Origin of the sequence: Mesorhizobium sp. M1217 (genome assembly GCF_040318275.1) — a bacterium.
Lineage (GTDB): Bacteria > Pseudomonadota > Alphaproteobacteria > Rhizobiales > Rhizobiaceae > Mesorhizobium.
Window position 1 is genome coordinate 118,383 of sequence record NZ_JAMYMA010000010.1, and the last position, 25,413, is coordinate 143,795.

21 protein-coding genes are annotated in these 25,413 nt (G+C 61.4%); 11 read left to right on the top strand and 10 right to left on the bottom strand.

The genetic code is table 11. From position 1 onward, the window contains the following. Nucleotides 1-5: 5 nt before the first annotated feature. The 8 genes from NKH37_RS18550 to NKH37_RS18585 form a co-directional block, all read right to left on the bottom strand. Nucleotides 6-716: an ABC transporter ATP-binding protein gene (locus NKH37_RS18550; RefSeq protein WP_353003642.1), complete on the bottom strand. Its 711-nt coding sequence runs from the start codon at nucleotides 714-716 to the stop codon at nucleotides 6-8. After that, entirely contained in the window at nucleotides 709-1,482 is a 774-nt protein-coding gene (locus NKH37_RS18555; protein WP_352494494.1) for an ABC transporter ATP-binding protein, read from the bottom strand. The genes NKH37_RS18550 and NKH37_RS18555 overlap by 8 nt, the downstream gene beginning before the upstream one ends. An 11-nt stretch (nucleotides 1,483-1,493) precedes the next feature. Next, nucleotides 1,494-2,702 carry an ABC transporter substrate-binding protein gene (locus tag NKH37_RS18560; RefSeq protein WP_353003644.1) on the bottom strand — a complete coding sequence of 403 codons (1,209 nt, stop codon included), beginning with the start codon at nucleotides 2,700-2,702 and terminating at the stop codon, nucleotides 1,494-1,496. A gap of 345 nt (nucleotides 2,703-3,047) precedes the next feature. Next, nucleotides 3,048-4,034, bottom strand: a complete 987-nt coding sequence (locus NKH37_RS18565) for an ABC transporter ATP-binding protein (RefSeq protein WP_352484602.1) — start codon at nucleotides 4,032-4,034, stop codon at nucleotides 3,048-3,050. Further along, on the bottom strand, nucleotides 4,031-5,053 hold the full coding sequence (locus NKH37_RS18570) for an ABC transporter ATP-binding protein (RefSeq protein WP_352484600.1): 1,023 nt from the start codon (nucleotides 5,051-5,053) through the stop codon (nucleotides 4,031-4,033). Before NKH37_RS18570 ends, NKH37_RS18565 begins: the two co-directional genes overlap by 4 nt. Continuing rightward, nucleotides 5,043-6,017 carry an ABC transporter permease gene (locus NKH37_RS18575; protein ID WP_352484599.1) on the bottom strand — a complete coding sequence of 325 codons (975 nt, stop codon included), beginning with the start codon at nucleotides 6,015-6,017 and terminating at the stop codon, nucleotides 5,043-5,045. Before NKH37_RS18575 ends, NKH37_RS18570 begins: the two co-directional genes overlap by 11 nt. Then, a complete protein-coding gene (locus NKH37_RS18580) occupies nucleotides 6,017-7,045 on the bottom strand; it encodes an ABC transporter permease (RefSeq protein ID WP_352484598.1) in 1,029 nt (342 codons plus the stop codon). The genes NKH37_RS18575 and NKH37_RS18580 overlap by 1 nt, the downstream gene beginning before the upstream one ends. 107 nt (nucleotides 7,046-7,152) lie before the next feature. Further along, the gene (locus NKH37_RS18585) at nucleotides 7,153-8,826 is read right to left on the bottom strand and encodes an ABC transporter substrate-binding protein (RefSeq protein ID WP_352484597.1); all 1,674 of its coding nucleotides are present in this window, start codon (nucleotides 8,824-8,826) and stop codon (nucleotides 7,153-7,155) included. A gap of 301 nt (nucleotides 8,827-9,127) precedes the next feature. Here NKH37_RS18585 and NKH37_RS18590 point away from each other — a divergent pair, with 301 nt between their 5' ends. The 9 genes from NKH37_RS18590 (at nucleotide 9,128) to NKH37_RS18630 (ending at nucleotide 19,608) form a co-directional block, all read left to right on the top strand. Next, nucleotides 9,128-9,853 carry a LuxR family transcriptional regulator gene (locus NKH37_RS18590; protein WP_023718543.1) on the top strand — a complete coding sequence of 242 codons (726 nt, stop codon included), beginning with the start codon at nucleotides 9,128-9,130 and terminating at the stop codon, nucleotides 9,851-9,853. 172 nt (nucleotides 9,854-10,025) lie between these two features. Continuing rightward, nucleotides 10,026-10,925, top strand: a complete 900-nt coding sequence (locus NKH37_RS18595; RefSeq protein WP_353003649.1) for a proline iminopeptidase-family hydrolase — start codon at nucleotides 10,026-10,028, stop codon at nucleotides 10,923-10,925. 101 nt (nucleotides 10,926-11,026) lie between these two features. Further along, nucleotides 11,027-11,431 (top strand): hypothetical protein, encoded by a 405-nt coding sequence (locus NKH37_RS18600; protein ID WP_353003650.1) that lies wholly within the window; start codon nucleotides 11,027-11,029, stop codon nucleotides 11,429-11,431. A 38-nt stretch (nucleotides 11,432-11,469) separates the two neighbouring features. Continuing rightward, nucleotides 11,470-11,718, top strand: a complete 249-nt coding sequence (locus NKH37_RS18605; protein WP_353003652.1) for a hypothetical protein — start codon at nucleotides 11,470-11,472, stop codon at nucleotides 11,716-11,718. Between the two features lie 267 nt (nucleotides 11,719-11,985). Next, nucleotides 11,986-14,724 (top strand): AMP-binding protein, encoded by a 2,739-nt coding sequence (locus NKH37_RS18610; RefSeq protein WP_352494499.1) that lies wholly within the window; start codon nucleotides 11,986-11,988, stop codon nucleotides 14,722-14,724. Further along, nucleotides 14,721-15,704 carry an NAD(+) synthase gene (gene nadE, locus NKH37_RS18615; RefSeq protein WP_353003752.1) on the top strand — a complete coding sequence of 328 codons (984 nt, stop codon included), beginning with the start codon at nucleotides 14,721-14,723 and terminating at the stop codon, nucleotides 15,702-15,704. Before NKH37_RS18610 ends, nadE begins: the two co-directional genes overlap by 4 nt. A gap of 3 nt (nucleotides 15,705-15,707) precedes the next feature. Next, on the top strand, nucleotides 15,708-17,732 hold the full coding sequence (gene asnB / locus NKH37_RS18620; protein WP_353003656.1) for an asparagine synthase (glutamine-hydrolyzing): 2,025 nt from the start codon (nucleotides 15,708-15,710) through the stop codon (nucleotides 17,730-17,732). Further along, a complete protein-coding gene (locus tag NKH37_RS18625) occupies nucleotides 17,729-19,285 on the top strand; it encodes a class I adenylate-forming enzyme family protein (RefSeq protein WP_353041267.1) in 1,557 nt (518 codons plus the stop codon). The genes asnB and NKH37_RS18625 overlap by 4 nt, the downstream gene beginning before the upstream one ends. Before the next feature lie 56 nt (nucleotides 19,286-19,341). Further along, nucleotides 19,342-19,608: an acyl carrier protein gene (locus tag NKH37_RS18630; RefSeq protein WP_023718550.1), complete on the top strand. Its 267-nt coding sequence runs from the start codon at nucleotides 19,342-19,344 to the stop codon at nucleotides 19,606-19,608. A gap of 87 nt (nucleotides 19,609-19,695) precedes the next feature. On the opposite strand, the gene NKH37_RS18635 is transcribed toward NKH37_RS18630, so the two are convergent. Then, entirely contained in the window at nucleotides 19,696-20,388 is a 693-nt protein-coding gene (locus NKH37_RS18635) for a N5-glutamine methyltransferase family protein (RefSeq protein WP_023718551.1), read from the bottom strand. A 408-nt stretch (nucleotides 20,389-20,796) separates the two neighbouring features. Here NKH37_RS18635 and NKH37_RS18640 point away from each other — a divergent pair, with 408 nt between their 5' ends. Both NKH37_RS18640 and NKH37_RS18645 read left to right on the top strand, forming a co-directional pair. Continuing rightward, entirely contained in the window at nucleotides 20,797-22,548 is a 1,752-nt protein-coding gene (locus NKH37_RS18640) for a type I secretion system permease/ATPase (protein ID WP_023718552.1), read from the top strand. A gap of 242 nt (nucleotides 22,549-22,790) precedes the next feature. Further along, nucleotides 22,791-24,089: an HlyD family type I secretion periplasmic adaptor subunit gene (locus NKH37_RS18645; RefSeq protein WP_353003660.1), complete on the top strand. Its 1,299-nt coding sequence runs from the start codon at nucleotides 22,791-22,793 to the stop codon at nucleotides 24,087-24,089. Nucleotides 24,090-24,136: 47 nt separating this feature from the next. Here the strand turns inward: NKH37_RS18645 and NKH37_RS18650 are convergent, their stop codons facing one another. Next, the gene (locus NKH37_RS18650) at nucleotides 24,137-25,399 is read right to left on the bottom strand and encodes a polysaccharide biosynthesis/export family protein (protein WP_353041269.1); all 1,263 of its coding nucleotides are present in this window, start codon (nucleotides 25,397-25,399) and stop codon (nucleotides 24,137-24,139) included. Between the last annotated feature and the right edge of the window lie 14 nt (nucleotides 25,400-25,413).

The following is a 25,413-nucleotide window of genomic DNA, read 5'->3' on the forward strand; positions in this document are numbered from 1 at the left end:
CGCCATCATACACCCAGCACTTCATGCAGCAGCGTCATGCGATCAGGCAGTTCGCCGACCGGAAAGCCCGCCACTACCTTGCCGTGCTCCATCAGATAGAAACGATCGGTGACACGGCTGGCAAAGCGGAAATTCTGCTCGACCAGCAGGATTGTCATGCCGCGCTTTTTCATCGTCGCCAGCAGATCGCCGATGCGCTGCACGATAACGGGAGCCAGTCCCTCGGTCGGTTCATCGAGAAGCAGCATTTTCACGCCGGTCCGCAGCATGCGCGCGATCGCCAGCATCTGCTGTTCGCCGCCCGACAGCCTGGTGCCGGGGCTGTTGCGGCGCTCCTTCAGATTGGGGAAGAGATCGAATATTTCCTCCACGCTCATGCCGCCCTCGGCTACGATCGGCGGCAGGACCAGATTCTCGTCCACCGTCAGCGTCGCGAAGATACCGCGTTCCTCCGGCACCAGGCCAAGGCCTTGATGCGCCGTCCGGTGCAGTGGCAGGCGCATCAGATCCTTGCCGTCGAAAGCGATCTGGCCGGTCCGCTGGCGGATCAGCCCGATGATGGCGCGCAATGTCGTGGTCTTGCCGACGCCGTTGCGGCCCAGCAATGTCACCGTTTCACCTGGAAAGACCTCCAGATCGACGCCGTGAAGCGCGTGGCTTTCGCCATACCAGGCGTTGAGGCCGCGGACTGCAAGAAGAGGCGCGGCGTCACTCATCGGCGGTGCCCATATAGGCGATCCTCACCCGTTCGTCGCGACTGACCGTGGCATAGTCGCCGGCGGCAAGGATTTCGCCGCGCTGCATGACGGTTATCCAGTCGCAAAGATCGGCTACAACAGTCAGATTGTGCTCGACCATCAGCACGGCGCGATCCCTGGCGACCGAGCGGATGATATCTGAAACCGTGCGCACATCCTCATGCCCCATGCCGGCCATCGGCTCGTCGAGCAGCAGCACTTTCGGATCGAGGGCCAGCGTCGTGGCGATCTCGAGCACGCGTTTCCTGCCATAGGAGAGATCGGCGGCGGGCCTGTTCTTGGCATCGTCGAGGCCGACAGACCGCAAAAGCTCCTCGGCGCGCGGCGTCAATCGATCGAGCGCTGCCAGCGAGCGCCAGAACTGAACGCTGAGCCCGCCCGGCCGCTGCAATGCAACGCGCACATTGTCGAGCACGCTGAGATGCGGAAACACCGCCGATATCTGGAACGAGCGCACCAGGCCCATCCGCGCGACCTTGGCCGGCGACGTGCGGGTGATGTCGTGGCCGAGCAGTTCGATCCTGCCGCTCGTCGGCGGCAGGAACTTGGTAAGCAGGTTGAAGACGGTGGTCTTGCCGGCGCCGTTGGGCCCGATCAGCGCGTGGATGTTGCCATGGTAGAGGTCGAGATCGACATTCCTGACCGCGACGAAACCGGCGAAGTCGCGCCGCAGGCCCCGGGCGGAAAGCACCACTCGCGGCCCATTCGGTTCGGGCGGCGCCATCGGCCCGCCAATCACTCGCTGGCCGTAGGACAGCCGCTTTCCTTGGGGCTCAGGAACGCCTCGTTACCGGGGATCGTGGCAAGGGGTTTGTAATAGTCCCATTCCTTGGTGCTCTCGCTCGGCGACTTGACCTGATAAAGATACATATCGTGGACCATGTTGCCGTCGGACTGCACTTTGCCGTTCGCCGTAAAGACGTCGTTCACCGGCATCGAATGCAATTCCTTGGCGACGGCTTCAGTCGCGTCGGTGCCGGCCTTGTCGATCGCCTTCAGATACTGCGTCACTGCCGAGTAGGTGGCGACCTGGATCATGTTCGGCATGCGGTTGGTGCGCTTGAAAAACTGCTGGGCGAACTCGCGGCTCTTGTCATCGCGATCCCAGTAGAAGCCTTCGGTCAGCACCACGCCTTGCGCTGCCTCGAGGCCGAGCCCATGCACCTCGGCCAGCGTGAACAGAAGCGCTGCAAGCCGCTGACCGCCCTGCACGACACCGAACTCGGCCGCCTGCTTGATCGAGTTGGAGGTGTCGAGGCCGGCGTTCGCCAGCCCGATGACCTTGGCGCCCGACGATTGCGCCTGCAGCAGGAAGGATGAATAATCGGTCGAGCCGAGCGGGTAGCGCACCTCGCCAACCACCTTGCCGCCATGGCTCTCGACGAACTTGGCGGTCTGCTCCTTGAGCGAATAGCCGAATGCATAATCGACGGTGACGAAGAACCAGCTGTCGCCGCCTTGCTGGACAAGAGCGCCACCGGTTCCTACCGCCTGCGAATGCGTGTCATAGGCCCAGTGGAAGCCATAGGGCGAGCATTGTTTGCCGGTCAGTTCGGTGGTCGCGGCGCCGGTGACGATGTCGATTTTCTTCTTTTCCTTGGAAATCCCCTGGACGGCCAGCGCCACCGAGGAGGTGGTCAGTTCCATGATGGAATCGACCTGTTCGGTATCATACCACTGCCGCGCAATGTTGGAGGCGATGTCCGGCTTGTTCTGGTGGTCGGCGCTGACGATCTCGATCGGCGCGCCTTGTACCTTGCCGCCGAAATCCTCCACCGCCATCTTGGCGGCATCGACCGACCACTTGCCGCCGAAATCGGCATAGACGCCCGACTGGTCGTTGAGAATGCCGATCTTGACCTTGCCGTCAGAAATCTCGGCGGCTGCGGCAGGCATCGCAGTCGCTGCAAGAAGCGCGGCCGAGGCCAGGTACGATATCTTCATTGGTGACTTCCTCCCTTATGGTCGACAACCGAGCAACATGTCCGCGGCTGCCTGCTGCGGCACGAAGAGTGGCCTCCCATATTCCGTCCTCTCCGGCGGAAAATCGCAGCGCTGTAGGGCCGGCTATGCCCGTCCCTCAAATCGTAGCATCGCGCGGCAACGCGAGAACAGTTACTTTAGTATTAGGCTCGCGGTGCCCATGCCGCGCACGTCGAAGCGCAACATAGGGCCGGATCGTGCAGGGTCCAGATGGCGTCTGATCTCTCTGAAGCCGACGTGCCGTGATGAAATCCCGGCCCGAGCGGTCGTGATCAGATGATGCAGCTGAACGAGAAACGTGTGTTCTCAACCACCGGCTGGATGATGGCATGCAAGCAGGCGGCCATCGCCGATGCTTTGAAGAAGCGGACGCTCGCTGCGGCAGAGGGAGGTGGCGGCTGGGCAGCGGGTGTGGAACCGGCATCCCGAAGGTGGGTTCATCGGGCTGGGCAGGTCGCCCTTGAGTACCAACCGCCCGCGCCGCGCCCGGTCGATGCTGGGTATCGGAACGGCGGAACGCAGCGCCGCGGTGTAATGGTGTCTGGGCGCCGCAAAGACCTCGTCGGTCGGCCCACTCTCCACGATCGATCCCAGATACATGACCGCCACACGGCTCGAGATCTGACGCACCACGGAAAGGTCGTGGGCGATGAACACATAGGTCAGGTTGAACTCCTCGCGCAGATCGGCGAGCAGGTTGACGATCTGCGCCTGGATCGACACGTCGAGCGCCGAGACCGGCTCGTCGGCCACGATCAGCCGTGGCCGCAGCGCCAGCGCGCGGGCGATGCCGATACGCTGGCGCTGGCCGCCGGAGAATTCGTGCGGATAGCGCGATGCGTGCTGGGGCGACAAGTCGACCCGGCGCAGAAGGTCGGCCACGCGGTCCGCCATTTCCGATGCCGAGAGGCGTTCATGGATACGGAATGGATCGGCCAGCAGATCGCCGACCCGCCGGCGCGGATTGAGCGAAGCGCTGGGATCCTGAAAGACCATCTGCATCTGCCGCCGCAACGGACGAAGCTGGCGCTGGGAGGCATCGCTGATGTCGCGGCCCTCGAATTCCAGCGACCCCGAGCTGATTTCGGTCAGACGCACCAGACACCGGCCAAGCGTGGATTTGCCGCAACCGGACTCGCCGACGATGCCGAGCGTTTCCCGGGGCCAGATGTCGAGAGACACCTTATCGACCGCATGTACGGTCCGGCGCTGTGCCGGGAAGATCGAGCGGCCGACGCTATAACGTTTCGACAGATCGCCGGCGCGAAGCAGCGGGCGCGGCACGGCATTCATCGTTGCATCTCCACGCCGCCAGCCTTCTGGACAGCGAATTGTCTGCGCGTGGCCTCCGACAACACGCAGGCGGCACGATGGCTCTCGCCTTGCATGATCGGCAGCTGGACCAGACAGGCGTCGTGGCGAAAGGCACACCGGGGGCCGAAGGCGCAGCCTTTCGGCAGGTTGGAGAGCGAGGGCGGAATCCCGGGGATAGCGGCAAGCCGGGCCGGACGTGGTCCCTCCATCGGCGGGATCGAGCCGAACAAGCCCCATGTGTAGGGATGCAGCGGCGCCCGGAACACGCTGCTCTTGCTGCCCTCCTCGACAAAGCGTCCGCCATACATCACCAGCACCCGGTCCGCGACTTCGGCAACGACGCCAAGATCGTGCGTGACCAGGATCACCGCCGAGCCGAACTGGTCGCGCAATCGTCCGATCAGCTCGAGGATCTGCGCCTGCACGGTAACATCGAGGGCTGTGGTCGGTTCATCCGCGACGAGCAGCGCCGGGTTGCAGGAGAGTGCCATGGCAATCACCGCACGCTGGCGCATGCCGCCGGAAAGCTGGTGCGGGTAGCTGTCGACGACCCGATCCGGATTTGCGATGCCGACCGCATCCAGCAATTGCACGGCCCGCGCCCGCGCGGCTTTCGCCGACGCTTTTTCATGCGCGCGCACCTGCTCGCCGATCTGGTTGCCGATCGTATGCACAGGAGTGAGCGCCGACATCGGATCCTGGAAGATCATCGCGATCTGGCGGCCGCGAATGGCATCGAGCGCACGCCGGCTGAGCCCGATCAGCTCCTGTCCCATGAAACGGATGGAACCGGAGACGATAGCGTTGGGGCTGTCGATCAGCCCCATGATGGCGAGCAAGGTCTGGCTTTTGCCCGAACCGGATTCGCCGACCACCCCGATGATCTCGCGCTGCTCGACGGCAAACGAGACGCCTCCCACCGCCCGCACCAGGCCCTCGTCGCTGCGGAAGGAGACGGTGAGGTCCTTGACCACCAGAAGAGGAGCATCAGCCGACATTGCGTGCCCTCGGGTCGATGATGACGAAGACGACGTCGACGACGAAGTTTGCCATCACCACGAAGAAGGCGGCGTAGATCACCGTGGCCAGGATCATCGGCAGATCGAGGGTCTGCAGTGCCTCATAGGTCAGTTTCCCGACACCCTGCAATCCGAAGACCACTTCGGTCAACAGTGCGCCGCCGCCGACCAGGGCACCAAAATCGAGGCCGAACATGGTAACGAACGCGACCAGCGAGGTCCTGAGGCCATGATGCAGCAACACCCGGCGCTCGCCGATCCCCTTGGCCCGGGCGGTGCGGATGAAATCCTCCTGCATCATCTCGATCAGGCTTGCGCGCAGCACCCGTCCATAGAGGCCGACATAGAGGGTTGCCAGCGTGAACCACGGAATGACGAGCGCCTTGAACCAGCCCCAGGGATTCTCGGTCAGGGGGATGTAGCCGAGCGGAGGAACCCAGGAAAACAGCCAGCTGTCATGCCAGCGGCTTTGTGTCAGCAGGTTGGCGACCTCGCCCAGCCAGAAGACCGGGATCGACACGCCGACCAGGCTCAGGATCATCAGCGCGCGATCAACGAATGTACCGCGCGTTGCGCCTGCGATCACCCCGACAATCAGTCCACCCAGCACCCACAGCACTGCCGCGCCGCCGACCAGCGACAGCGTCACCGGAATGGCGCTTATCACGGTCGGGATGACGCGCTGCCCGCGATTGACGAAGGAGGTGAGATCACGGCTGACAAAAAGCCGGTTCATCATCAGCCCATATTGCACAGGCAATGGCCGGTCGAGACCGAAATCGTGGCGCACCTGGATCAACGTCTCTTGCGAAGCATTGCGGCCGGCAATGCGCGCCGACGGATCGGCGCCCGGCGTCGCAAAGAAAATCAGGAAAGCAACGACACTTATGCCGAACATGACCAGCACCATCTGGCCAAGCCGGAAGCCGAGCGCGGCAACCACTAGACGCCCCTCGGCGAGGATTTCGGATCGAGCGCGTCGCGTACGCCGTCGCCCAGAATGTTGAGGGCCAGGACCGTGATGACGATGGCCAGCCCCGGCGCCAGTGCAACGACCGGCCGCGAATAGAGCAGGCCCTGGCCGTCCTGGATGATGGTGCCCCAGCTGGCATCCGGCGGCTGCACGCCGATCGACAGGAACGACAGCGAGGATTCCGTCATCATGTTGAGCGCCAGGATCAACGGCACGAAAACGATGATCCGGGTCACCACATTGGGCATGATGTCGCGCAAAAGGATGCGCCAGGGCGACGCGCCCAGGCCGATCGCAGCGGTCACGAATTCGGCATGCATCAAGGTCAGGACATGGCCACGGATCGGCCGCGCCACATAGGGCACATAGACGATGCCGATGATGAAGACCGGTAGCCACAGGCTGCCGGAGCGGATTTCGAATGGACCGATCTGGATACTCTGCGCAATCAGCACGATCGACAGCGAGATCGCCAGCAGGAAAATCGGGAAGGCCCAGAGCACGTCGAGAATGCGCGACAGGCCGATGTCGACGATGCCACCGAAGAACCCGGAGACGACCCCCAGAAACGTCGCGAGGACGAGGCACAGCGCGGCTGCAGCACCCGAGATCAACAGCGAATCCCGTCCGCCGTAAAGCAGCCGCGCCGCGACGTCGCGGCCCTGGTTGTCGGCTCCGAGCAGGTAGGGACCGATGCGCCACGTCGGCCCGATCGGCGTCATGCCGAGGCCAAGGCCTTCTGTGGAGGGCTGCAGCACCGGCTGGGTCACCCCATCGACGACGACCTCGCCATTGAGATTGGTCACAAATGGATCGGTGCCGGAGACGTACCGCGCATAAAGCGGCGCCGCGAGCGAGGCGATCACGACGACGACGAGCACGGCGAATGCCGATATTGCCGAACGATCGCCTTTCAGCTTGCGCCATGCCGTGCGCCACGGGCCATCGGTGGCCCGGCGAACCGAGATGGCGGGCTGATCCGCAATGACATTGACCATGAACAGGATTGCCTAGGAAAAATCTCGGCCTGAAAGATGCGCTGATCCGCCGGAAAAGGAAATGCGACGGAGAGCCGGCGGCGCTCCGTCGCATTGGCTCCGGGAGGTTATTCCACCCAAGACTGGCTGACGATCCAGTAGAATTGTGGGCTGAAGGTGAAGTTCTTCAGCCTGGACGAGATGACATCGACCCGCTTCGGCGTGAACAGGACGGCGACCGGCGCCTTGTCCGTCACCGCCTTGTCGATGGCGGTCCAGAGTGTCGCGCCCTTGGCCGGATCGGCGATGGTGGCTGCCTCTGCCTCGTCCATCGATGCGTCGATCGACTTGTCGCAGAACCCCGAAATATTGACCGAGGCGTCGGAACCTGGCGTAAACGAGGCACAGCTGAACAAGACCTGCAGGAAATTCGATGGCGCCGGGTAATCCTGGAACCATTGCGAGATCGAAATCTGCACCTTGTTGTTGGTGTTCTGGATGTAGGTGAACTGGATGTTCTGCGAAATCGGCTTGACCGATGTCTTGTAGCCAAGCTGGTTGAGCACGTCCTGCAGATAGACGCCGATCGCCTTGGAGACAGTGGTGTCCTCGGTGATGATCGTCACCTCCTGACCTGCGGTTCCCGATTCAGCAACCAATTGCTTGGCCTTATCCATATCCGGCGCGGACCACTTCTCACCCGGATTGGCGGTGAACGGGCAATAGGCTGCGAATGACGGGAAGCCCGGCGGCAGGATCTGACAGGCCGGCTGCGCCAGATTGCTGCCGCCGAAAAGCTTGACGATCGCGGCGCGGTCGATGGCGAAGTTCACCGCCTGGCGAACGCGGATGTCGTTGAACGGCGCCAGATTGGTGTTCATCGGCGCATACCACATCGCCGTCAGCGGGTGAACCGTGACCTGCTTGGCATATTTGGTGCCGAGTTCGGCGAGACGGTCGGACGGCGGCGGATCGAACATCCAGTCCGCCTGGCCATTCTCGACCGCCGTCACCGCCGCCTCGTCGGTAAGGCCGAATTCATAGTCGATCTCGTCCGGATATCCGGCCGGCTGCGCTTCCTTGCTCCATTCCTTGAAGTGAGGGTTGCGCACAATCTTCATCAGCTTGTTGGGGTCGTAGCTGGCGATCATATAGGGTCCGGTGCCCGGAATCGGATCGGTGCCGACGTCCTTGAGCGGCGCGCTCGCCGGCAGGATCGACGCGTGTGGAACGGCAAGCTTCTGCAGGAACTCGGCATCCGGCTGGACCAAGTTGAAGGTAATGGTTCCGGCCGCATCATCGACAGACAGGCCACCTTTGAGGGAGCATGTCGCGGGCGCCTTCAAGCATGCATCCGCGCCGATGATGCCTTTGTAGAAGGTCCCGGCCGTCGGCCCGCTGATCTTGAAGATGCGCTGGAACGAAGCGACCACGTCTTTGGTCGTGACGTCCGAGCCATCGGCGAACTTGATGCCCTTGCGCAGCTTGAAGACATAGGTCTTGCCGCCGTTCTCGACCTGCGGGAGGCTTTCCGCCAGGTCCGCGACGACCTCGAACCCGGTCTTGTCTCCGGCCTTCCTGTAGGTCACCAGGCCATCGTAGAGGACATAATTGATCTGGAAATACTGCAGCGTGTAATTGATGTGCGGATCGGCGGTGCCTGCCGCGGCATTGGCCAGCAATCGGAGCGTGCCGCCTGGCTTGCCCTCGGCGGCCAAGGCACCGCTTGCCGGCGACATCATCGTCACGCCGAGCAGAGCCAGCCCGGGTATCAACGCTGCAAATGCTTTTTGGGGTCGCATATTTGTTCCCTCATGGAGGCGTGTCGGCTTTTGCCGCGCTGAATCCGGTCGATCGACCACCGCGCGGCTGAAAACAGTCCTGGGTTTGCGAACGGCGTTCGCTACTTCGCCCAATCGCAAAAGACTACGGCGAGCGAAGCCGGACGGGATAGCTATTAAGATAGATAGGGTCGGACAGGCTTATTCCCGCCTATTTGTTGAGCAGTCGCCCGACATGGCTATTTGACAAGCAATCATCAGCGGGTAAGCTTGCCGGATGCAAAGCCTTCCAGGCGATCTAGAGAGCCGGTTCCGAACTGGAATGAGCATCGACGCTGCCATGGCGATGGCGACGGAGGTGCTGGAGCCCATCGGTTTCACCGCATTCATCTACGACTATACGCCGGTGCCGGTCAGTCACAAGGGCGAGCTTATCACGCCCTCGCTGATGGCTCTGCGCAACGTGCCGCGCGACATGCAGGATCTCTGGTGCAAGGGCGGATATTATCAGCTCGACCCGGTGCAGGAGGCCGCGCTCGCGGTATCGAGACCGTTTCTCTGGTCGCACAACGGCGTTCAGAGCAACGTCATGCAGCGTGTGCTTCAGTCCAAGCACGATCCTGTGGTCAGCTATCTGCTTGACACGAGGATGACCTGCGGCGTCACCGTACCCATTCGCCTTGCCGGCGGCGATCTCGCCACCTTCACCGCTATCCGTGCCGATCCGGAGGCCGGGTTCGAGGCCGAAGCCAGACCCTTCATCGCCGAGATCGGCGATCTGGGTCATCTGCTGCATGATTCCGTCTATGCCGGTTTCGATGCTGGAATCCGCACCTGCCAACATGTCCATCTGACGTCGCGCGAACGCCAGTGCCTGCGCCTGGCCGCTGCCGGACTGACGGCCAAGCAGGTCGCGCGTGAGATTGGCCGCGCGGTGCCTACCGCAACGCTGCACCTCAACGCGGCGACGCGAAAGCTTGGCGCGCGCAACCGCTTCCATGCCATCGCGCTCGCCGCCCATTACCGGCTGCTTGAACCGGAGCATTGAGGCTCTCGACCTGCGGGCGATCGGCCTTGCCTCGGGCAAACTCATAACCGGCAAACCTATAAATAGTGCTAGCTGTAAATGCGCCGGGCCGCTTAGTACCGTCGGCCGCAAAACAAGGCTTGGGAGGGTCCACACTTCGGCTCCTGCCGCGCCATGATGCGGAGCTTTGATTGTGACGGCGCATGCGATCACCGAAGGATTTAGCCAATACCAGGGCTATCGCACCTGGTACCGAGTGACCGGAGACCTCACCTCGGGCAAGCTGCCCCTGATCGTCGCTCATGGTGGACCGGGCTGCACGCACGACTATGTGGATTCATTCAAGGAGCTTGCCGAAACCGGACGAGCCGTCATCCACTACGACCAGATCGGCAATGGCAAATCGACCCATCTGCCGGATAAGGGCGGTGACTTCTGGACCGTCGATTTCTTCCTGGGCGAACTCGATGCGCTGCTCGCCCATCTCGGCATTGCCAGCCGCTACGCCCTGCTGGGCCAATCCTGGGGCGGCATACTTTCGGCCGAGCACGCGGTGCGCCGCCCGGAGGGGCTCAAGGCATTGATCCTGGCCAATTCGCTGGCCTCGATGGTGCTGTGGGTGGAAGGAGCCCGGCAATTGCGCGCCGGGCTGCCAGTCGATGTACAAAGCGCGCTCGACCGGCACGAAGCGGCAGGAACCACCGATCATCCGGAATATGTTGCGGCGACGAAGGCTTTCTACGACCGCCATGTCTGTCGCGTCGTTCCGATGCCGCCAGAGGTCGCCCGGACATTTGCGGCAATCGAGGAAGATCCGACCGTCTATCACACCATGAATGGTCCCAATGAGTTCCACGTCATCGGCACGATGCGGAACTGGACCATCGTCGACCGCCTGCATCAGATCGAGGCGCCGACCCTGGTTTTCCGCGGCTTCTACGACGAAGCGACCGAGGCCTGCGTCCAGCCCTTTCTCGATCGTATTCCCCACGTCGAAGGTTTGGTCTTCCCGAATTCCAGCCACATGCCGCATGTCGAGGAAAAGCACGACTGCCTCGCCGCCGTCGGGCGCTTCCTGGCCAAATACGACTGACGTTCCAGCAGCACGCCCTTCAGCCTGCGGTGGCCGAAGACGAGTGACAGTCCGCTCTCGGCGAGGTCGGCGAGCAACTCCTCGTTGCCGCCGCCGGTGCCATGACGATGCCGTCGATGCGGCGCTCCAGCACCCGGTCGATCTCGCGCGCTTCGCGTGCCGTGTTTCTCCTCGGTGTTGAACAGCAGAATATTATAGCGCTCGGCGCGCTGGTGGGCTGCGTCCCCAGTCCGCGTACGAACTCGGCGAAAAAGGGGTTGGTGACGTCCGAAATCGGCGCGGCGATGGTGCCGGTCTGGGCGGCGCGCAGGCTGCGCGCTCAGCCATCCGGCCGATATCTCAGCCCGCTGAGCTGTCTTGAGCTTCTTTTGGTCTCGACGCTCAGGGCGCGCGAACCGTTGCCGACAGGCGAGACCATCGCGGCCGACGCCGAGTGCGAAGGTGCCTGCAGGTATGGACGTGTCCACCCCAAGTTTCGCCAAGCACGTTGCAACCGAATCTATTAGCCGGCGTTAAAGTGCGGGTGGTTTAGCGGGAGGCTTTCATGCAGACGTATCTCGTCGAGCGTATGGACGGCGACGATGTGATCTCGGTGCGCGTCGTCAACGCGCCGAGTCCGTTCAAGGCTGCGGCCATGGTGACCGATGGACATATTACCTTCCGAAAGTGGGAAAAAGACTGGATCCGCGTGACTGACGAAAATCGGGGACAGATCTATGCATATTGTTTTGTCGCCGGCAGCTACTCCGATACTGAACCATTGCCGGTATCGTCCGGGAGAACCACAGAATAGGCAATGTGCCTGAATAGCGGCGATTCCGTCTTCGATCCCACCTTGGCAGATGTGTAACAGGCGTTGCCAACTTGGCACGAACGCCAGTGCTCGCTGCGTCAAGCGCACCACGCGAGCCCGGCATGATTGGCTCTGCCGGCGGCTTGCGAAACAGGCGAAGTGACTAACCAAGCGTCCTTGGGCGAAGATCGGGGCATCATCAGAATGATCGATGAAAAGATTGGGGCGGGAGGCGATAAGTGATCCTAATCTTAGCGTGGGCAACTCATGTCTTCGGCATATTTGGGATCAGAAGTCGCGGATCAGGATCTAGCGGTGGATTGTCAGACAACGACCTCCAATAAATGGTCAAGTGTTCCACAATACGCACTGGATCAGGGTGGTCCGGTACTGCGCCCATTTCAAGGATTGGGCACCGATTTTACCAACGTTGCCGTATTCGATCACCTGAGAAATATGGTCCGCCAGTACCCCGACAAGCTCGCAATCAGCGACGGCGCCAATCGTCTGACTTATTCCCAGCTTCTCCGGTCAGTTGAGACGCTGTCCTACCAGATCGCTGCCGCCGTCCCAGACGGACAGGCGATAGGGATTCTTCAGGCCAACTCGGCCTGGTATCCCATCGCCATCCTGGCAAGCATGACGGCTGGGCGACTTTCGGTGCCACTCAACGCGCGAGATCCCAGCTCGCGGATCCTGGAAATCGTGGCGGGGGCGCGGCTCTCGGCCATCCTGGGCGAGGGCAATGTCCGACCCGCCGGTTTGCCTCACCAAGTCAGTTGGATCGATGTGCCCACCAGTGCGGCCTCGCAATCGGTACAAGTGCCTCAGCCTTACCCCGTCTCGGTCGATGCGCCCGCCATCGTGCTTTATACGTCAGGGAGCACAGGCCGCCCCAAAGGCATCGTTAACAGCCAGCGCAGCTTGCTGTGCCGGGTCCAGCAATATGTCGATGCATGCCACATCAACTCGGATGATGTTTTCCTGCCATTGACCGGACCCGCCACAATCGCCGGGTACCGGGAGATTCTTGCAGCCCTTCTCACCGGGGCCACTTTGCATCTGGTCGAAGTCGAAGCGGTCGGCTTGCGCGCCGTTCAGCGCCTAGTGCGATCCGAAGGCGTGACAATCACCTATCTGGTGCCGGCGCTGCTTCGCGCGCTCATGGCCGACGGACCTGCTGAAGCGTTCCATTCGCTTAGAGTCGCCCGGATCGGTGGCGAGAAGGTGCCCTGGACCGACATCGCACTGCTGCGCAAGGCCGTCTCCGATACGTGCCTCATCCAGATCGGTTACTCGTCAACCGAGACCACCGGCTCACAATGGTTCTTGCCGCGAGACTGGCCGGAGCATGGAGATTCGGTTCCAGTTGGTTGGCTGCTGCCTGGAATCACCTTCGCAATTGTCGACGAAGCGGGCCGCTGCGTTCAATCGGGCCGCAGCGGAGAGCTTCTGATCAGGAGCCCGTATGTCTTGCTTGGCCATTGGGAGGACGGGGCGGTTATGCCGGCGACATCAGATCCGGACGATCCAGGCCTTCGGATTTTCGCGACAGGTGACCTCGTCCGACTTGATAATCAAGGCTTACTGCACATCGTCGGTCGCAAGGGACGGCAGGTAAAGATCAACGGTCGACGCGTCGAGCCAGCCGAACTCGAACGGGTGCTGCGTTGCGCGCCTGCTGTTGCGGATGCCGTGGCAATCGTGACTGCGGCCAATGAGCTTGTCGCCTTTGCCGTTCCTCGGCGCTCGGCCGAAGCGAGCTTTTCGGACGAGCTTCGCCAGCTTGTGAGGACCAATCTGCCACCGCCGCTGCGTCCCTTGCGGTTACACACGATCGCCGAGATCCCGCGTCTGCCAAGCGGCAAGGTGGACATCTCGACACTTGCAGAGATGGATCTTTCAGCCAGAGGGACGGCAGCGACGGCGCGTCCGCTCGAGCCGCGAGGCAAGCTGACGGCGCAGCAGATCGTCCAGCGGGCGTGGACCAGCATCCTCAATACGCGCGTAGCGGCGGGACGCTGGGATGACGCCGGAGGAGACTCGCTGAAGCTGCTGCACTGCGTCATGGAAATCGAAAGCGCCATCGGGCAGGAACTCGGCCTTGAGGCGTTCACCGTTGGAATGAGCCTGGACGAGATGGTCAAGGCGGTCGCGTCTGCACAGGCAGGCGACCAAAGCGCGCGCGCCCAGAAGCATGATCCTCCAATTCTTTTTCTGTTCCCGGGATCCGTCGGCTACGGCCCGAGCCTTGCTGCCTTTGCAGCAGCGATGGGCAAGATCACCCGCGTTGCCCCGATCAGGTACCCAGCCCTGACCATGATCCTGCGCGGGCAAAACAGCCTCTCCGACATGGCCGATGCCGCCGTCGAGCAGATCCGCCGCGCTCAACCCGCGGGTCATATACGACTTCTCGGTCATTCGCTCGGCGGTGCTGTCGCTTTCGAAGTTGCGGCGCGGCTGCTGGCCGCGGGGCGGACCGTAAGGTTCCTTGGCATTCTCGACACCAGTCTCGTCGGCGAGCGAAGCGCTCGCTGGGAGACGTTTACGCGCACATTCAATCGAATCCGAACCAACCGCGTATCCGCTTATCGGATGGCTTGCCGGGCCCTCGCGAAAGTCGCCGTGGCAATGCGGCGCGAGGCGCAACTGGTCCGGTTTCTCGATCGTTTCGCTCAGGGACAGTTCAACGCGACGAGTTTTAGAACCAAACTGGAACTGCAAGAGGTTTTGCGCGCGCGAGCCTTCTTCCAGTGGGTGGCCGAGCCAAAGCCGGCGCTGCCGATCACAGGCACCCTGTTCCGCTGTGCTCGACCCGGAATGCCTCTGGCCATCGGCTGGGATCGCGCTTTCGGACATCTGGACGTGATTCCGATCGTCGGCAGCCACATCGATCTGGTCGTAGAGCCTCACCTCGCCACCAACCGCCCCCTTATCGAGAAAGCGGTGGCGCAAACCTATTCGCCAACCGAGTCTCGCAAACTGGAGTACAAGCTATCGACCTGATCTCAACATTCAGCAAGGACGCGCTTGTGCTCGACGCTGCTGCGGAGGTCGATCGCATCGTCCAGATCCTGCGCCAGCAGGTCCTTGGCACGCTGCGACGTCGAGGCGCGGTTGTCGGCCTCTCAGGCGGCATCGACAGCTCCGTCGTCGCGGCGTTGTGTGTTCGCGCCTTTGGGAAAGACAAGGTCCTCGGAATATTCATGCCGGAGCGCCACTCCTCCGGTGACTCGCTAAGCCTTGGCCGCACTGTCGCCGCACAGCTTGGCATCGATGCGATCCTGGAGGACATAACACCGGCCCTCGAAGCGATTGGCGCCTATTGTCGGCAGACCGAGGCAATCCAGACTGTCGTCCCCGACTATGGGGACGGCTGGAAATGCAAGCTGGTGCTGGCCTCAGTTCTCGAGAGCAATGGTCTCAACATCACGCGCCTCACGGTTCAGGACCCTGAGGGCAGGACCGACACGGTGCGTCTGCCGTCGGCAGCCTATCTGCAGATCGTCGCCGCAACCAATTACAAGCAGCGCCTGCGCAAGATGACCGAGTACTATCATGCCGACCGCCTCAACTATGCGGTAGCGGGCACGCCGAACCGCCTGGAATACGACCAGGGCTTCTTCGTCAAGCAGGGCGACGGAATCGCCGACCTGATGCCAATCGTTCACCTCTACAAGACCCAGGTCTATCAGTTGGCCGAATATCTTGGGGTGGACGAAGAGGTCCGACGCAGACCGCCCACCACGGACACCTTCTCGATGGCGCAGAGCCAGGAGGAGTTCTACTTCGCACTGCCTTATTATCTGATGGATCTGTGCCTCTACGGGTTAAACCACGGGATCGCTAACGAAGACGTCGCTGAGGCCACCGGTCTCACAGTGGCGCAGGTTCAGAAAGTTTTCAAGGATATCGACAGCAAACGACGCGCCGCACGCTATCTTCACGCGCGGCCGTTGGTGTCCTCTTCAATGGGCGAGGGCTAGGCGATGTGCGGCATCGCCGGAATTGTGTCGCTGAGCGCCGCCGCGGCGCCCCCTTCCCGTGGTGCGCTGATGCGCATGGTAGGCACACTGGCGCATCGCGGCCCGGACGAGCGCGGTCTTTACCGGGACAAACGTGCGGGATTGGCGCATGCCCGTCTGTCCGTCATCGATCTCGCCAGTGGCCAGCAGCCACTCGCCGGCGCGGGCGACACAATGTGGATCGTCTTTAACGGCGAAATCTTCAATTACATCGAGCTGCGGCAAGACCTGGTCGCGCTCGGTTATCGCTTCCGCACACGCAGCGACACGGAAGTCATCGTCCATGCCTATCATGCCTGGGGCGAGGCCGCCTTCGAGCGGATGAATGGGCAATGGGCAGTCGCCATATGGGACTCCGTGGCGGGTCGACTCGTCTTGTCGCGGGATCGGTTCGGCATCTGTCCGCTGCATTTTTGCGAGCACGGCGGACGGCTTTACTTCGCCAGCGAGGTGAAGGCCATTTTCGCGGCCGATGCGGATATACCCCGCGCCTTCGATCCAGCCGGCATCGATCAGACTTTCACGCTCTGGACTGTCGTGCCGCCACAAGGCGTGTTTGGAGGAGTAAGCGAACTCACTCCAGGGCACATTCGCATTTATGACAGTGGCATCGTTCGCGAGCGGGCTTTTTGGAAGCCAAGCTATCCAGAGGTTGACGGAGGACCCGGCGATGACGAATTCGCCGGTTCACTTGATGACGCGGTGGAGGAAGTGCGCGGCGCCCTGGAAGCCGCTACGGCGCTCAGGATAGTACGCGCCGACGTGCCGGTCGGCTGCTATTTGTCCGGCGGGCTCGACAGCTCGCTGGTCGCCGCGCTTGGAAGACGCTTCGCCGGCGGGCGCTTCCAGACTTTCTCCCTGCGTTTTGCCGACGCCGAGTATGACGAGACTCATTTCCAGCGCCTGGTTGCCGGCGTCGCGGGAAGCGAGCACCATGAGGTGGTTGTTTCGCGCAGCGATATCGCTGGCATCTTCCCTGAGGTGATCTACCACACCGAGCGGCCAATCCTCAGGACCGCGCCGGCGCCGCTGTTCCTGCTATCGAGACTGGTGCGTCAGCATGGCATCAAGGTCGTGCTGACCGGCGAAGGGGCCGACGAAATGTTCGCCGGCTACGATCTGTTCCGCGAGGGCAAGGTCCGCCGTTTCTGGGGACGCCAGCCCGCCTCGACGCGACGCTCCCGGCTGCTGGAGCGCCTCTATCCCTATCTCAGCCGCTCGCCGGTGCAACAGCAGGCGATGGCACGCCAGTTCTTCGGGCGCGACATCCACGCCCATGACGCGCCTGGTTTTGCGCATGGCACGCGCTGGCGTACCACGAGCGCTATCAAGCGGCTGTTTTCGGCAGACATGCGGGCCCAAACGGAGCGCCGCAACGCCGTGTCCGAGCTGCTTGCCCGCCTGCCGGCGGAGTTTTCGCGATGGGGCTCCCTTGCGCAGGACCAGCATATCGAGATCCAGACGCTGATGTCGGGATACCTGCTTTCATCGCAAGGGGACAGGATGCTCTTGGCCCATTCCGTCGAGGGGCGCTTCCCATTCCTCGATCATGAACTCGTGAGGCTCGCGAATTCGCTTCCGGCCGCCTATAAGCTGCGCGTGCTCGATGAAAAGCATGTTCTGAAGCGTGTGGCGCAACCGATTGTGCCGTCGGAAATCGTCACTCGCAAGAAGCAGCCCTACCGGGCCCCCAACGCGCTTTGCTTCGTCGCCGATGGCGCTCCGGCCTATATTCGCGAAGCACTTTCGGAGGCGGCGCTGCGCGAGGCAAACGTCTTCGATCCTAAGTCGGTTGCCCGTCTCCTGAGCAAGTGCCAGGCCAGCGCCGGCGGCGCCGACCTGTCCAACTCCGACAATATGGCGCTGGTCGGGGTGCTGTCGACGCAGCTTCTTCATGAGCAATTTATCGCGAGCCGACCAAGTGGAGCTCGCACGCTCAAGCTCAGCGTCGATATCGACCGCGAGCATCGCGCAGAGGTGCTCGCATGATGCATGGCGCCGTACCGCTCCTGCACGACTATCTCATCCACTCTGCCAGCCGGCTCGGCGGGAAGGTGGCCCTGGTGTGCGGTAATCAACGTGTCACCTACGGCGATCTCGATATGCGCTCGAACGCCATAGCGCATCATTTGAGCCAGGCCGGAATCGCGCGCGGCGATCGGGTGGTGATCTTCGCCGACAACACTGTCGAGGCCGTCATCGCTTTCTGGGCCGTGCTCAAGGCCAACGCCGTGGTGTGCATCGTCAATCCACTCACCAAAAGCGACAAGCTTGGTTATCTGCTCAACGATTGCCGCCCGACGGCACTGATCACCGACAACCACCTGCATTCGATTTTCAGGGAGCCGGCGCGGAATTGCCCATCGTTGCGCTGCATGATCGTCTCCGGGCCGATCGAACGCGACGACCTGCAAGAACTGCCGCATGCTGTGCGCTGGGAAACTGCGGTCGCGGCAGCCCGCAGCACGCCGCCCGCGCGCCGCTGCATCGATATCGATCTTGCTGCAATCATTTATACGTCCGGCTCGACGGGCGAGCCCAAGGGCGTGATGCTGACGCACCGAAACATGGTTGCCGCGTGCGCCTCGATTTCCTCATACCTGGCGCTTGCTGAAGACGAGGTGATCCTCAACGTCCTGCCGCTCGCCTTCGACTACGGCCTGTACCAGATGATCATGGCATTCGGCGCGGGCGCCCGGCTGGTGCTTGAACGCTCGTTCGCCTTCCCCGCGCAGATCCTTGGGCTGATCAAGCAAGAAAGGGTGACGGGCTTTCCCGGCGTACCGACCATCTTCGCCGCACTCGGGGAGCTCAAGTCTCTCAGGGATCAGGATTTTTCGAGTATTCGCTATGTCACGAACACTGCGGCCGCTCTGCAGCTCAAGCACATTCTCCTGCTTCAGGAGCTATTTTCTCGTGCCCGTATCTATTCGATGTACGGCCTTACCGAATGCAAGCGCTGTACCTACCTGCCGCCGGAGGATCTCGAGCGAAAGCCGTTGAGCGTCGGGATCGCCATCCCCAATACGGAAATGTGGATTGTCGACGAGCATGACAGGCGGGTCGGCCACGGTGTCGTTGGCCAGCTCGTCATCCGCGGAGCGACGGTGATGAAGGGTTACTGGGGCAAGCCGGAGGCGACGGCCAGGAAGCTCAAGCCCGGACCGCTGCCGGGCGAGCAGGTCCTGTACACCGGCGATTACTGCCGGATGGACGCCGAGGGCTACCTCTACTTTGTCGGTCGCGGCGACGAGATCATAAAATCGCGGGGCGAGAAGATAGCGCCGAAGGAGGTGGAAAACGTGTTGATGGAGATTGCGGGCGTACGGGAAGCCGCGGTCATCGGCGTTCCGGACGAGTTGCTTGGACAAGCAGTGAAGGCATTTGTCGTGATGGAGCAAGGAAGCATGATCGGTGAAAAGCAGTTGCAGAAAGAGTGCCAGAGACGACTGGAAAACTTCATGGTTCCAAAGTCGATCGTCATCGTACCCAGTCTGCCGATGACCGACACGGGCAAACTCAAAAAAACCGCCCTGTCATGAGTCGGTATCAGGGCGAAGTTGATCAGCATTCATTTTTTGTACCGGAGGCGAAATCAATGTTGTCTACCAAGGATAGAACCGATACCTGCAGCGATCAAATTCGCGCTTTCCTGGCGTCGAATTTCTATATAGCCGATCCAGAGAGCCTGGAGAGCGACACCTCGCTTCTCGACCAAGGCATCGTGGACTCGACGGGGGTGCTCGAGGTTATCGGCTTCATCGAGGAGACCTTCGGCATCACGGTCGAAGACAGCGAGCTGCTGCCCGAGAATCTCGATTCCATCGAGGGAATTGCGCAATATGTCATGCGCAAGAGAAACTGATTTGCCGACATCTCGCGCAACTCTGTTTCAAGTCCCCGACCGTTTCCGGTTGCGACAGCGCGTCTAGGCCTGTCGCGACGGCGGTGCTTACGCCTGCGCCTTCGTATGCCCCACAACCACCCTGCCCTCGCCGGCCTGGTTGGTGACTGCCCGGATACTCTCATAAGCCTTGGAACGCTCGAGCAAACTCATGACCTGCCGGTCCTGGCCAAGCCCAACCTCGAAAAGCAGGATGCCTCCGCGCCGCAAATAACGCGGCGCGTCCTTGAGCACTCGCATATGGATGCTCAGACCGTAGGGTCCGGCTGCGAACGCTTCACGCGGCTCGAGCTCGACCAAATGCGAACGATCGCCCTCGAGCCGTTTTTCCGAAATATAGGGCGGGTTGCAAACGATCACGTCGATCGTGCCGTCAAGCTCCAAGCCGGAGAAGGCGCCGAACAAGTCGCCCTGAAGCACCGTTACCCGCTCCTCCATATCAAGATGGGTGACGTTGCGGCGCGCGACCTCCACGCATCCGTCGGTAAGATCGCTTGCCCACACGCGCGCGGTGGGAGCGTGGTGCGCGATGGCGCACGCCAGATTGCCCGCCCCACAGCACATGTCGACAACGCGAGGCACCGGCAAGTTCAGTTGGCTCAGAACATCGAGAGCGGCGTTGCCGAGCAGTTCCGTTTCCGGCCGAGGAACAAGCGCACCGGGCGAGACCAGCAGCTGCAATCCCATGAAGGTGCTGCGGCCCCTGCCGTAGGCGTCGGCAACATTGATCTCTTCGCTCACGACACTCGCCTCCCCGTTTTAGCCGGCGTTGGTGGCCGACAATTGCGTTCCGATGAAGTGTATCTCAAAACCGTTTAACTCTCGATCGACAAAATCAAAACCCATCCGTCCCCAGACGCTTCGACGCCTTGATGCTACAAAGATGACCATAAGCTTCTGCGCTGTGTCATGATTAGGAATATCTCCTTACCAGACCCGGTTATCCCCAGCCTGGCGAGCCAGTTGCCGAATTCTCAGCCTGGCGTCACGATTTTGCTACATTTTAATCAAAGAAGGCACATATGTAAGCAATTCGTAATGTTCCAGCAGCGAAGGGCGGAGCTGCTGCTTCCCGGAAGGTTAAAGTTTGTCCCTCATCGAAAGAACCGACGAGATTGCGCGGCAATTTCGCGTCAAAGAGCGCATATCATGAAGTCAACCAAAGGGCGCTCGCTCGATCTACGATCCGCGATGTTCGGCTGTGTGCACGGCCTCGTTGGCGTAGGCGTTTTCTCCGCATTGATAAATATCCTCGCCTTGACCGGCTCCGTCTACATGCTCCAGGTCTACGATCGCGTGCTGCCTTCGCAGAGCGTGCCGACTCTTGTCGGATTTACAGTCGGGATGCTGGGACTTTACGCGGCCTACGGGCTCCTCGATTTCGTGAGGCTTCGCCTGTTGGTCCGCATCGGCAGCCGCCTGCATAGAAATCTGCAGCAAAAGGCGTTCGCAGCCTCGCTTTCCCTGCCCCTCGTTGCCGGGCCGGATGCGAACCGGGTACATCCGCTTCGTGATCTGGACCAGCTACGTGGCTTTCTTTCCGGACTGGGGCCGACAGTCTTATTCGACGCTCCCTGGATACCATTTTATATGGTGGTCATCTATCTGCTGCACCCTGCGCTTGGCGTGCTGGCAACGCTCGGCGCATGCGCCGTTGTGCTTTTGACGGTGGCTGCGGAGATCATCGGCCGCAAACCTGCGGCTCGTGCGTCTGAAACACTCGTTGCGCAGCGGCTTCTGGCCGATTCCGGCCGCCGCAACGCAGAGGTTGTTCAGGCTATGGGCCTGTCCGCCCCGCTTAGCCGGCGCTGGAACGAGGTCAGTCATCTTTATCTGAAGAACCAGGAACGGCTCTCCGACGTCGTTGGCGCAGCGAGCTCACTGTCGAAGACGCTCCGAATGGCCTTGCAATCATGCGTGCTGGGGCTTGGTGCCTACCTCGTGATCGGGGGCGAGGCCTCGCCGGGTGTGATCATAGCGTCGTCCATATTGCTGGGCCGCTCACTGGCGCCGGTCGATGTGGCGATCGCAAATTGGAGAGGGTTTCTGGCAACCCGCAAAAGCTATTCCGAGCTGGCGGCAGCGCTGGATGCTTTTGATAGCCAGCAAGAGCCAATGGAACTGCCACGCCCAAAGGCGGAGCTTGCGGTCGAGGAATTGACGGTCGCGCCACCAAGTCTGCAGAAGCCAACAATCTTCAATGTAAGCTTCCGCTTGGCGAGGGGCGCAGGGTTGGCGGTCGTCGGCCCGAGCGGCTCCGGCAAGACCACGCTCGTGCGCGCTTTGGTCGGGGCATGGAAGCCGCTTCGAGGAACGGTAAGATTGGACGGCGCCTCGCTCGATCAGTGGAATTCAGAGCTGCTCGGCATTCATATTGGCTACCTGCCGCAGGACGTTGAGCTGTTCGACGGCACGATCGCCGACAACATTTCAAGGTTCGGCGGCAAAAGCGACGCAAGGGGCGTGTTGGCAGCTGCCAAAGCTGCGGGCGTGGACAAGATGATCATGCGTCTTCCGCAGGGTTTTCAAACACGCATCGGAGAAGGCGGCGCAGCCCTGTCGGCTGGGCAGAGGCAGCTCGTCGGACTTGCCAGGGCACTTTACGGTGATCCATTCCTCGTCGTTCTTGACGAACCAAATTCCAATCTGGATGCAGACGGCGATGCTGCTTTGGCCGGCGCGATCCTGGCAGTGCGTCAGCGCGGCGGTATCGTGATCGTCGTTGCGCATCGCCCCTCCGCTCTCGTCAACATCGATCAGGTACTCGTCCTGTCGAACGGGATGCTCCATTCGTTCGGTTCGCGCGAAGACGTTCTGGCAAATGTGATCCGGCCCTTCCCGCGTCCGGACAAGCCAAACATTGTCGTTCCGCTGCAGCACGGTGCAAGCGGGCATGCGTGAGGTATTGCTTAGTGTCTAACGTGACCATGTCGTCATATGCTGCGGTCGCTGGCGAAGGCCAGCCGACCGGGGCGAAGCCAGAGCCGGATGGCATTCGAGCCAATTTACCCTGGGGCAATCTGCTCCGGAGCCTGGCAGAACATTCTCGTTCCGCTGCACAGAGGTGCAGCCGGGCATATGTGAGGTATCGCTCTACTGTTACCGTGTCGCCATACGCCGCGCCCGGTGGCGAAAGCCGTTCGTTGGAAACGAAGCCGGATCCGGATGGCATCCGGGCCAATCTGCTCTTGGGCTTGGCAACCAGCTTGCTGTTGATCTTTGGCGGAGGGCTGTGGTTGGGATTGACCAAGATTGCCGGCGCGGTGATTGCGCCTGCAACTGTGGTGGTCGAAAGCAACATAAAAAAAGTCCAGCATCAAACCGGCGGCACCATCGGCGGAATCTTCGCGCAGGACGGCGATCACGTGAAGGCCGGCGACGTGTTGGTCAGGCTGGACAACACATTGACCCGAGCAAACCTGCAGATAATCACCGAGGACCTCAATCGAGCCACCATTCGTCTGGCCCGGCTGGAAGCCGAGCGCCAGGGTCTGCCGGAAATGCAGATCCCGCCTGGCCTTCGGGTTCAAATGGGTGACCCGCAAGTGGCGGCGCTTGTCAGTGGCGAACGTGCCTTGTTCGAAAGCCGTGCTGCGGCGCTGGCTGGCCAGAAGGCACAATTGCAAAGCCGCGCGAAGCAGCTGGAACGTCAGATCGATGGCCTCAAATCGCAGCAGTCTGCGACGGATGAGTCTCTGGATCTGCTGACCAAGAACCTTGCTGACGTTGAATCTCTCTACGCAAAGAAGTTGGTCTCCAAGGAGAGGTTGAGCACTGTCAGCCTGGAGAAGACCCGGACTCGCGGCGAATCGGGACGCCTTGTCGCAGCGATAGCGGAGGTACAAGCTCACATCAGTGAAACGGACCTGCAGGTGCTTCAGCTCGACGAACAAATGCGGAGCGACGTGACCAACGAACTTCGCGAAACGGAAGCCAAGCAGACCGAACTCAGTGAGCGCAAGGTGGTGGCCGACGACGAGCTCGGCAGGACAGACATTCGCGCCCCGCAATCAGGCACGGTACAAGAATCCTCGGTCCACACCGTCGGAGGCGTGATTGGCGCCGGAGAGGTGCTCATGATGATTGTGCCCGATTCCGACAACCTTGTCGTAGACGCTTCCATTCCTCCGTCGCGCATTGATGAGATCCATCCCGGACAGCAGGTGTCGATCCGCTTTCCGGCGTTCGACGCCGGCACTACACCGGCTTGCGAAGGCTCGGTCAACCGCGTCTCCGCAGATCTGATCAAGGATCAGCAACGTCAGCTTTCCTATTTTTCGGCGCGCATCGATGTCGAGAACGAAGCGACCTGCCTGACAGGAGAGAAAATCCTCAAACCGGGCATGCCCGCCGAAGTCCATATAAGAACCGACGAGCGCAGTGTCTGGTCCTACTTGATGAAACCTCTTACCGACCAATTTTCCAGAGCTTTCAGGCAGTAAGCGGCTGCCAACCCAGTGGCGGCCGCTTGGCTCGAGGCGCAGCCGATCTATCGGATCGCCGCGCTCTCGAGAGCGCTGCTGAACCTTACCTCGATCGTGTCTCCCGGCATGACCTCGGTGTCTTCTTGGGCCGGCTGTTTCCGCCATTCTTCGCCGACCCTGCGAACGATCGTGACCTCGGCTTGGATCGTCTCACCGGCAACCGGCAACGGCAGGGCGGCAGCTCCCGTGGGCTGCAACTTCTGGCTGGCGGCGCGACGTCTTGCATTGATGTCGGCAAGACGCACATTGGTATCTTTCAACTCAGTCAGCAGACCTATCCTTCTTTGGTTGTCATTGCGTTCGTGCTGTCTGGCAAAATCAGCCTGCTGACGTCGTGCTCTCATAAGTTCAACCGACGTTTCGAGTGCCCGGCTGGAAGAGAGTACCAAAGCGCGCCGGACGTCGGCGAGCCGGTTATTGGTGAGATTTCCGGACTCAAACGCTTTCCTTACGCGCGCCAGCTCGTCTTCGTCCGCCTTCACGCCATCCGCTTCGGCCTGCTCGCGTTTGAGCAAGGTCTCGGTTTGTGCAGCGGCATCCTTGCCACTTTTATCGAGAAAGCTCTGCTCTTGCTGGAAGTTGTCCAACGAGAGCTTCAGCCCTTCTGCTTCGGCCTGGGCGATCGCCGATGCAAAAACTGCCGGCAAGGGCGATCCTTGTGGTGGCTGCATGTCGAAGCTCGATTTGCCCTGAAGTTCGGCGCGAATGCGGGCGCTGTGATAGTAGTCTCTCGTGTATTCCCCCCAAAGCGATTCGTAATCGCGCCGCAGATCCACCGGATCGGGGCCAACCTGGTTTGCCCGGGACCGCAAAAGGCTGAAACCACCTGACACGGCAATCGCCTGCCGCACGGTCATCAGCGGCCGGTAGGCCTGCTGTCCGGGAGTGAGCACATCCCCTGTCACATAGATCGGCCGATATTCTGCGACCACGGCGGTCACGTCTGTCGGCTTGATGACGATCATTTGCTCCCGCCCGTCAGGCAGACGATGGTGGAATATCTTGGTTGGCAGGATCGTCTGCATGCGTGTTTGCAGTTCGGCCGGGCTTAGGCCGCCCACCGAAACCATCCCGACTTCGGGAAGCGCGATCGTGCCGTCCATCTGGACCACGGCACGTTGCGTTCGCTCCGGGATGGAGGCAATTCCTATCTCGACGGTGTCGCCGGCGGAAAGTCGATAGGCGACCTGCGCTTCCGCTGCAGCGGCCGTATCCATGGCAGCCAGCATGCCGAGCACGACAAGAAGGATTCGGTTAACAAGGACCATTGGTGACAATCTTC

Coding starts and splice junctions, on each gene's coding strand:
- NKH37_RS18550 (WP_353003642.1), bottom strand. CDS start 716: ATGAGTGACGCCGCGCCTCTTCTTGCAGTCCGCGGCCTCAACGCCTGG.
- NKH37_RS18555 (WP_352494494.1), bottom strand. CDS start 1,482: ATGGCGCCGCCCGAACCGAATGGGCCGCGAGTGGTGCTTTCCGCCCGG.
- NKH37_RS18560 (WP_353003644.1), bottom strand. CDS start 2,702: ATGAAGATATCGTACCTGGCCTCGGCCGCGCTTCTTGCAGCGACTGCG.
- NKH37_RS18565 (WP_352484602.1), bottom strand. CDS start 4,034: ATGAATGCCGTGCCGCGCCCGCTGCTTCGCGCCGGCGATCTGTCGAAA.
- NKH37_RS18570 (WP_352484600.1), bottom strand. CDS start 5,053: ATGTCGGCTGATGCTCCTCTTCTGGTGGTCAAGGACCTCACCGTCTCC.
- NKH37_RS18580 (WP_352484598.1), bottom strand. CDS start 7,045: ATGGTCAATGTCATTGCGGATCAGCCCGCCATCTCGGTTCGCCGGGCC.
- NKH37_RS18585 (WP_352484597.1), bottom strand. CDS start 8,826: ATGCGACCCCAAAAAGCATTTGCAGCGTTGATACCCGGGCTGGCTCTG.
- NKH37_RS18590 (WP_023718543.1), top strand. CDS start 9,128: ATGAGCATCGACGCTGCCATGGCGATGGCGACGGAGGTGCTGGAGCCC.
- NKH37_RS18600 (WP_353003650.1), top strand. CDS start 11,027: ATGACGATGCCGTCGATGCGGCGCTCCAGCACCCGGTCGATCTCGCGC.
- NKH37_RS18605 (WP_353003652.1), top strand. CDS start 11,470: ATGCAGACGTATCTCGTCGAGCGTATGGACGGCGACGATGTGATCTCG.
- NKH37_RS18610 (WP_352494499.1), top strand. CDS start 11,986: ATGTCTTCGGCATATTTGGGATCAGAAGTCGCGGATCAGGATCTAGCG.
- asnB (WP_353003656.1), top strand. CDS start 15,708: ATGTGCGGCATCGCCGGAATTGTGTCGCTGAGCGCCGCCGCGGCGCCC.
- NKH37_RS18625 (WP_353041267.1), top strand. CDS start 17,729: ATGATGCATGGCGCCGTACCGCTCCTGCACGACTATCTCATCCACTCT.
- NKH37_RS18630 (WP_023718550.1), top strand. CDS start 19,342: ATGTTGTCTACCAAGGATAGAACCGATACCTGCAGCGATCAAATTCGC.
- NKH37_RS18640 (WP_023718552.1), top strand. CDS start 20,797: ATGAAGTCAACCAAAGGGCGCTCGCTCGATCTACGATCCGCGATGTTC.
- NKH37_RS18650 (WP_353041269.1), bottom strand. CDS start 25,399: ATGGTCCTTGTTAACCGAATCCTTCTTGTCGTGCTCGGCATGCTGGCT.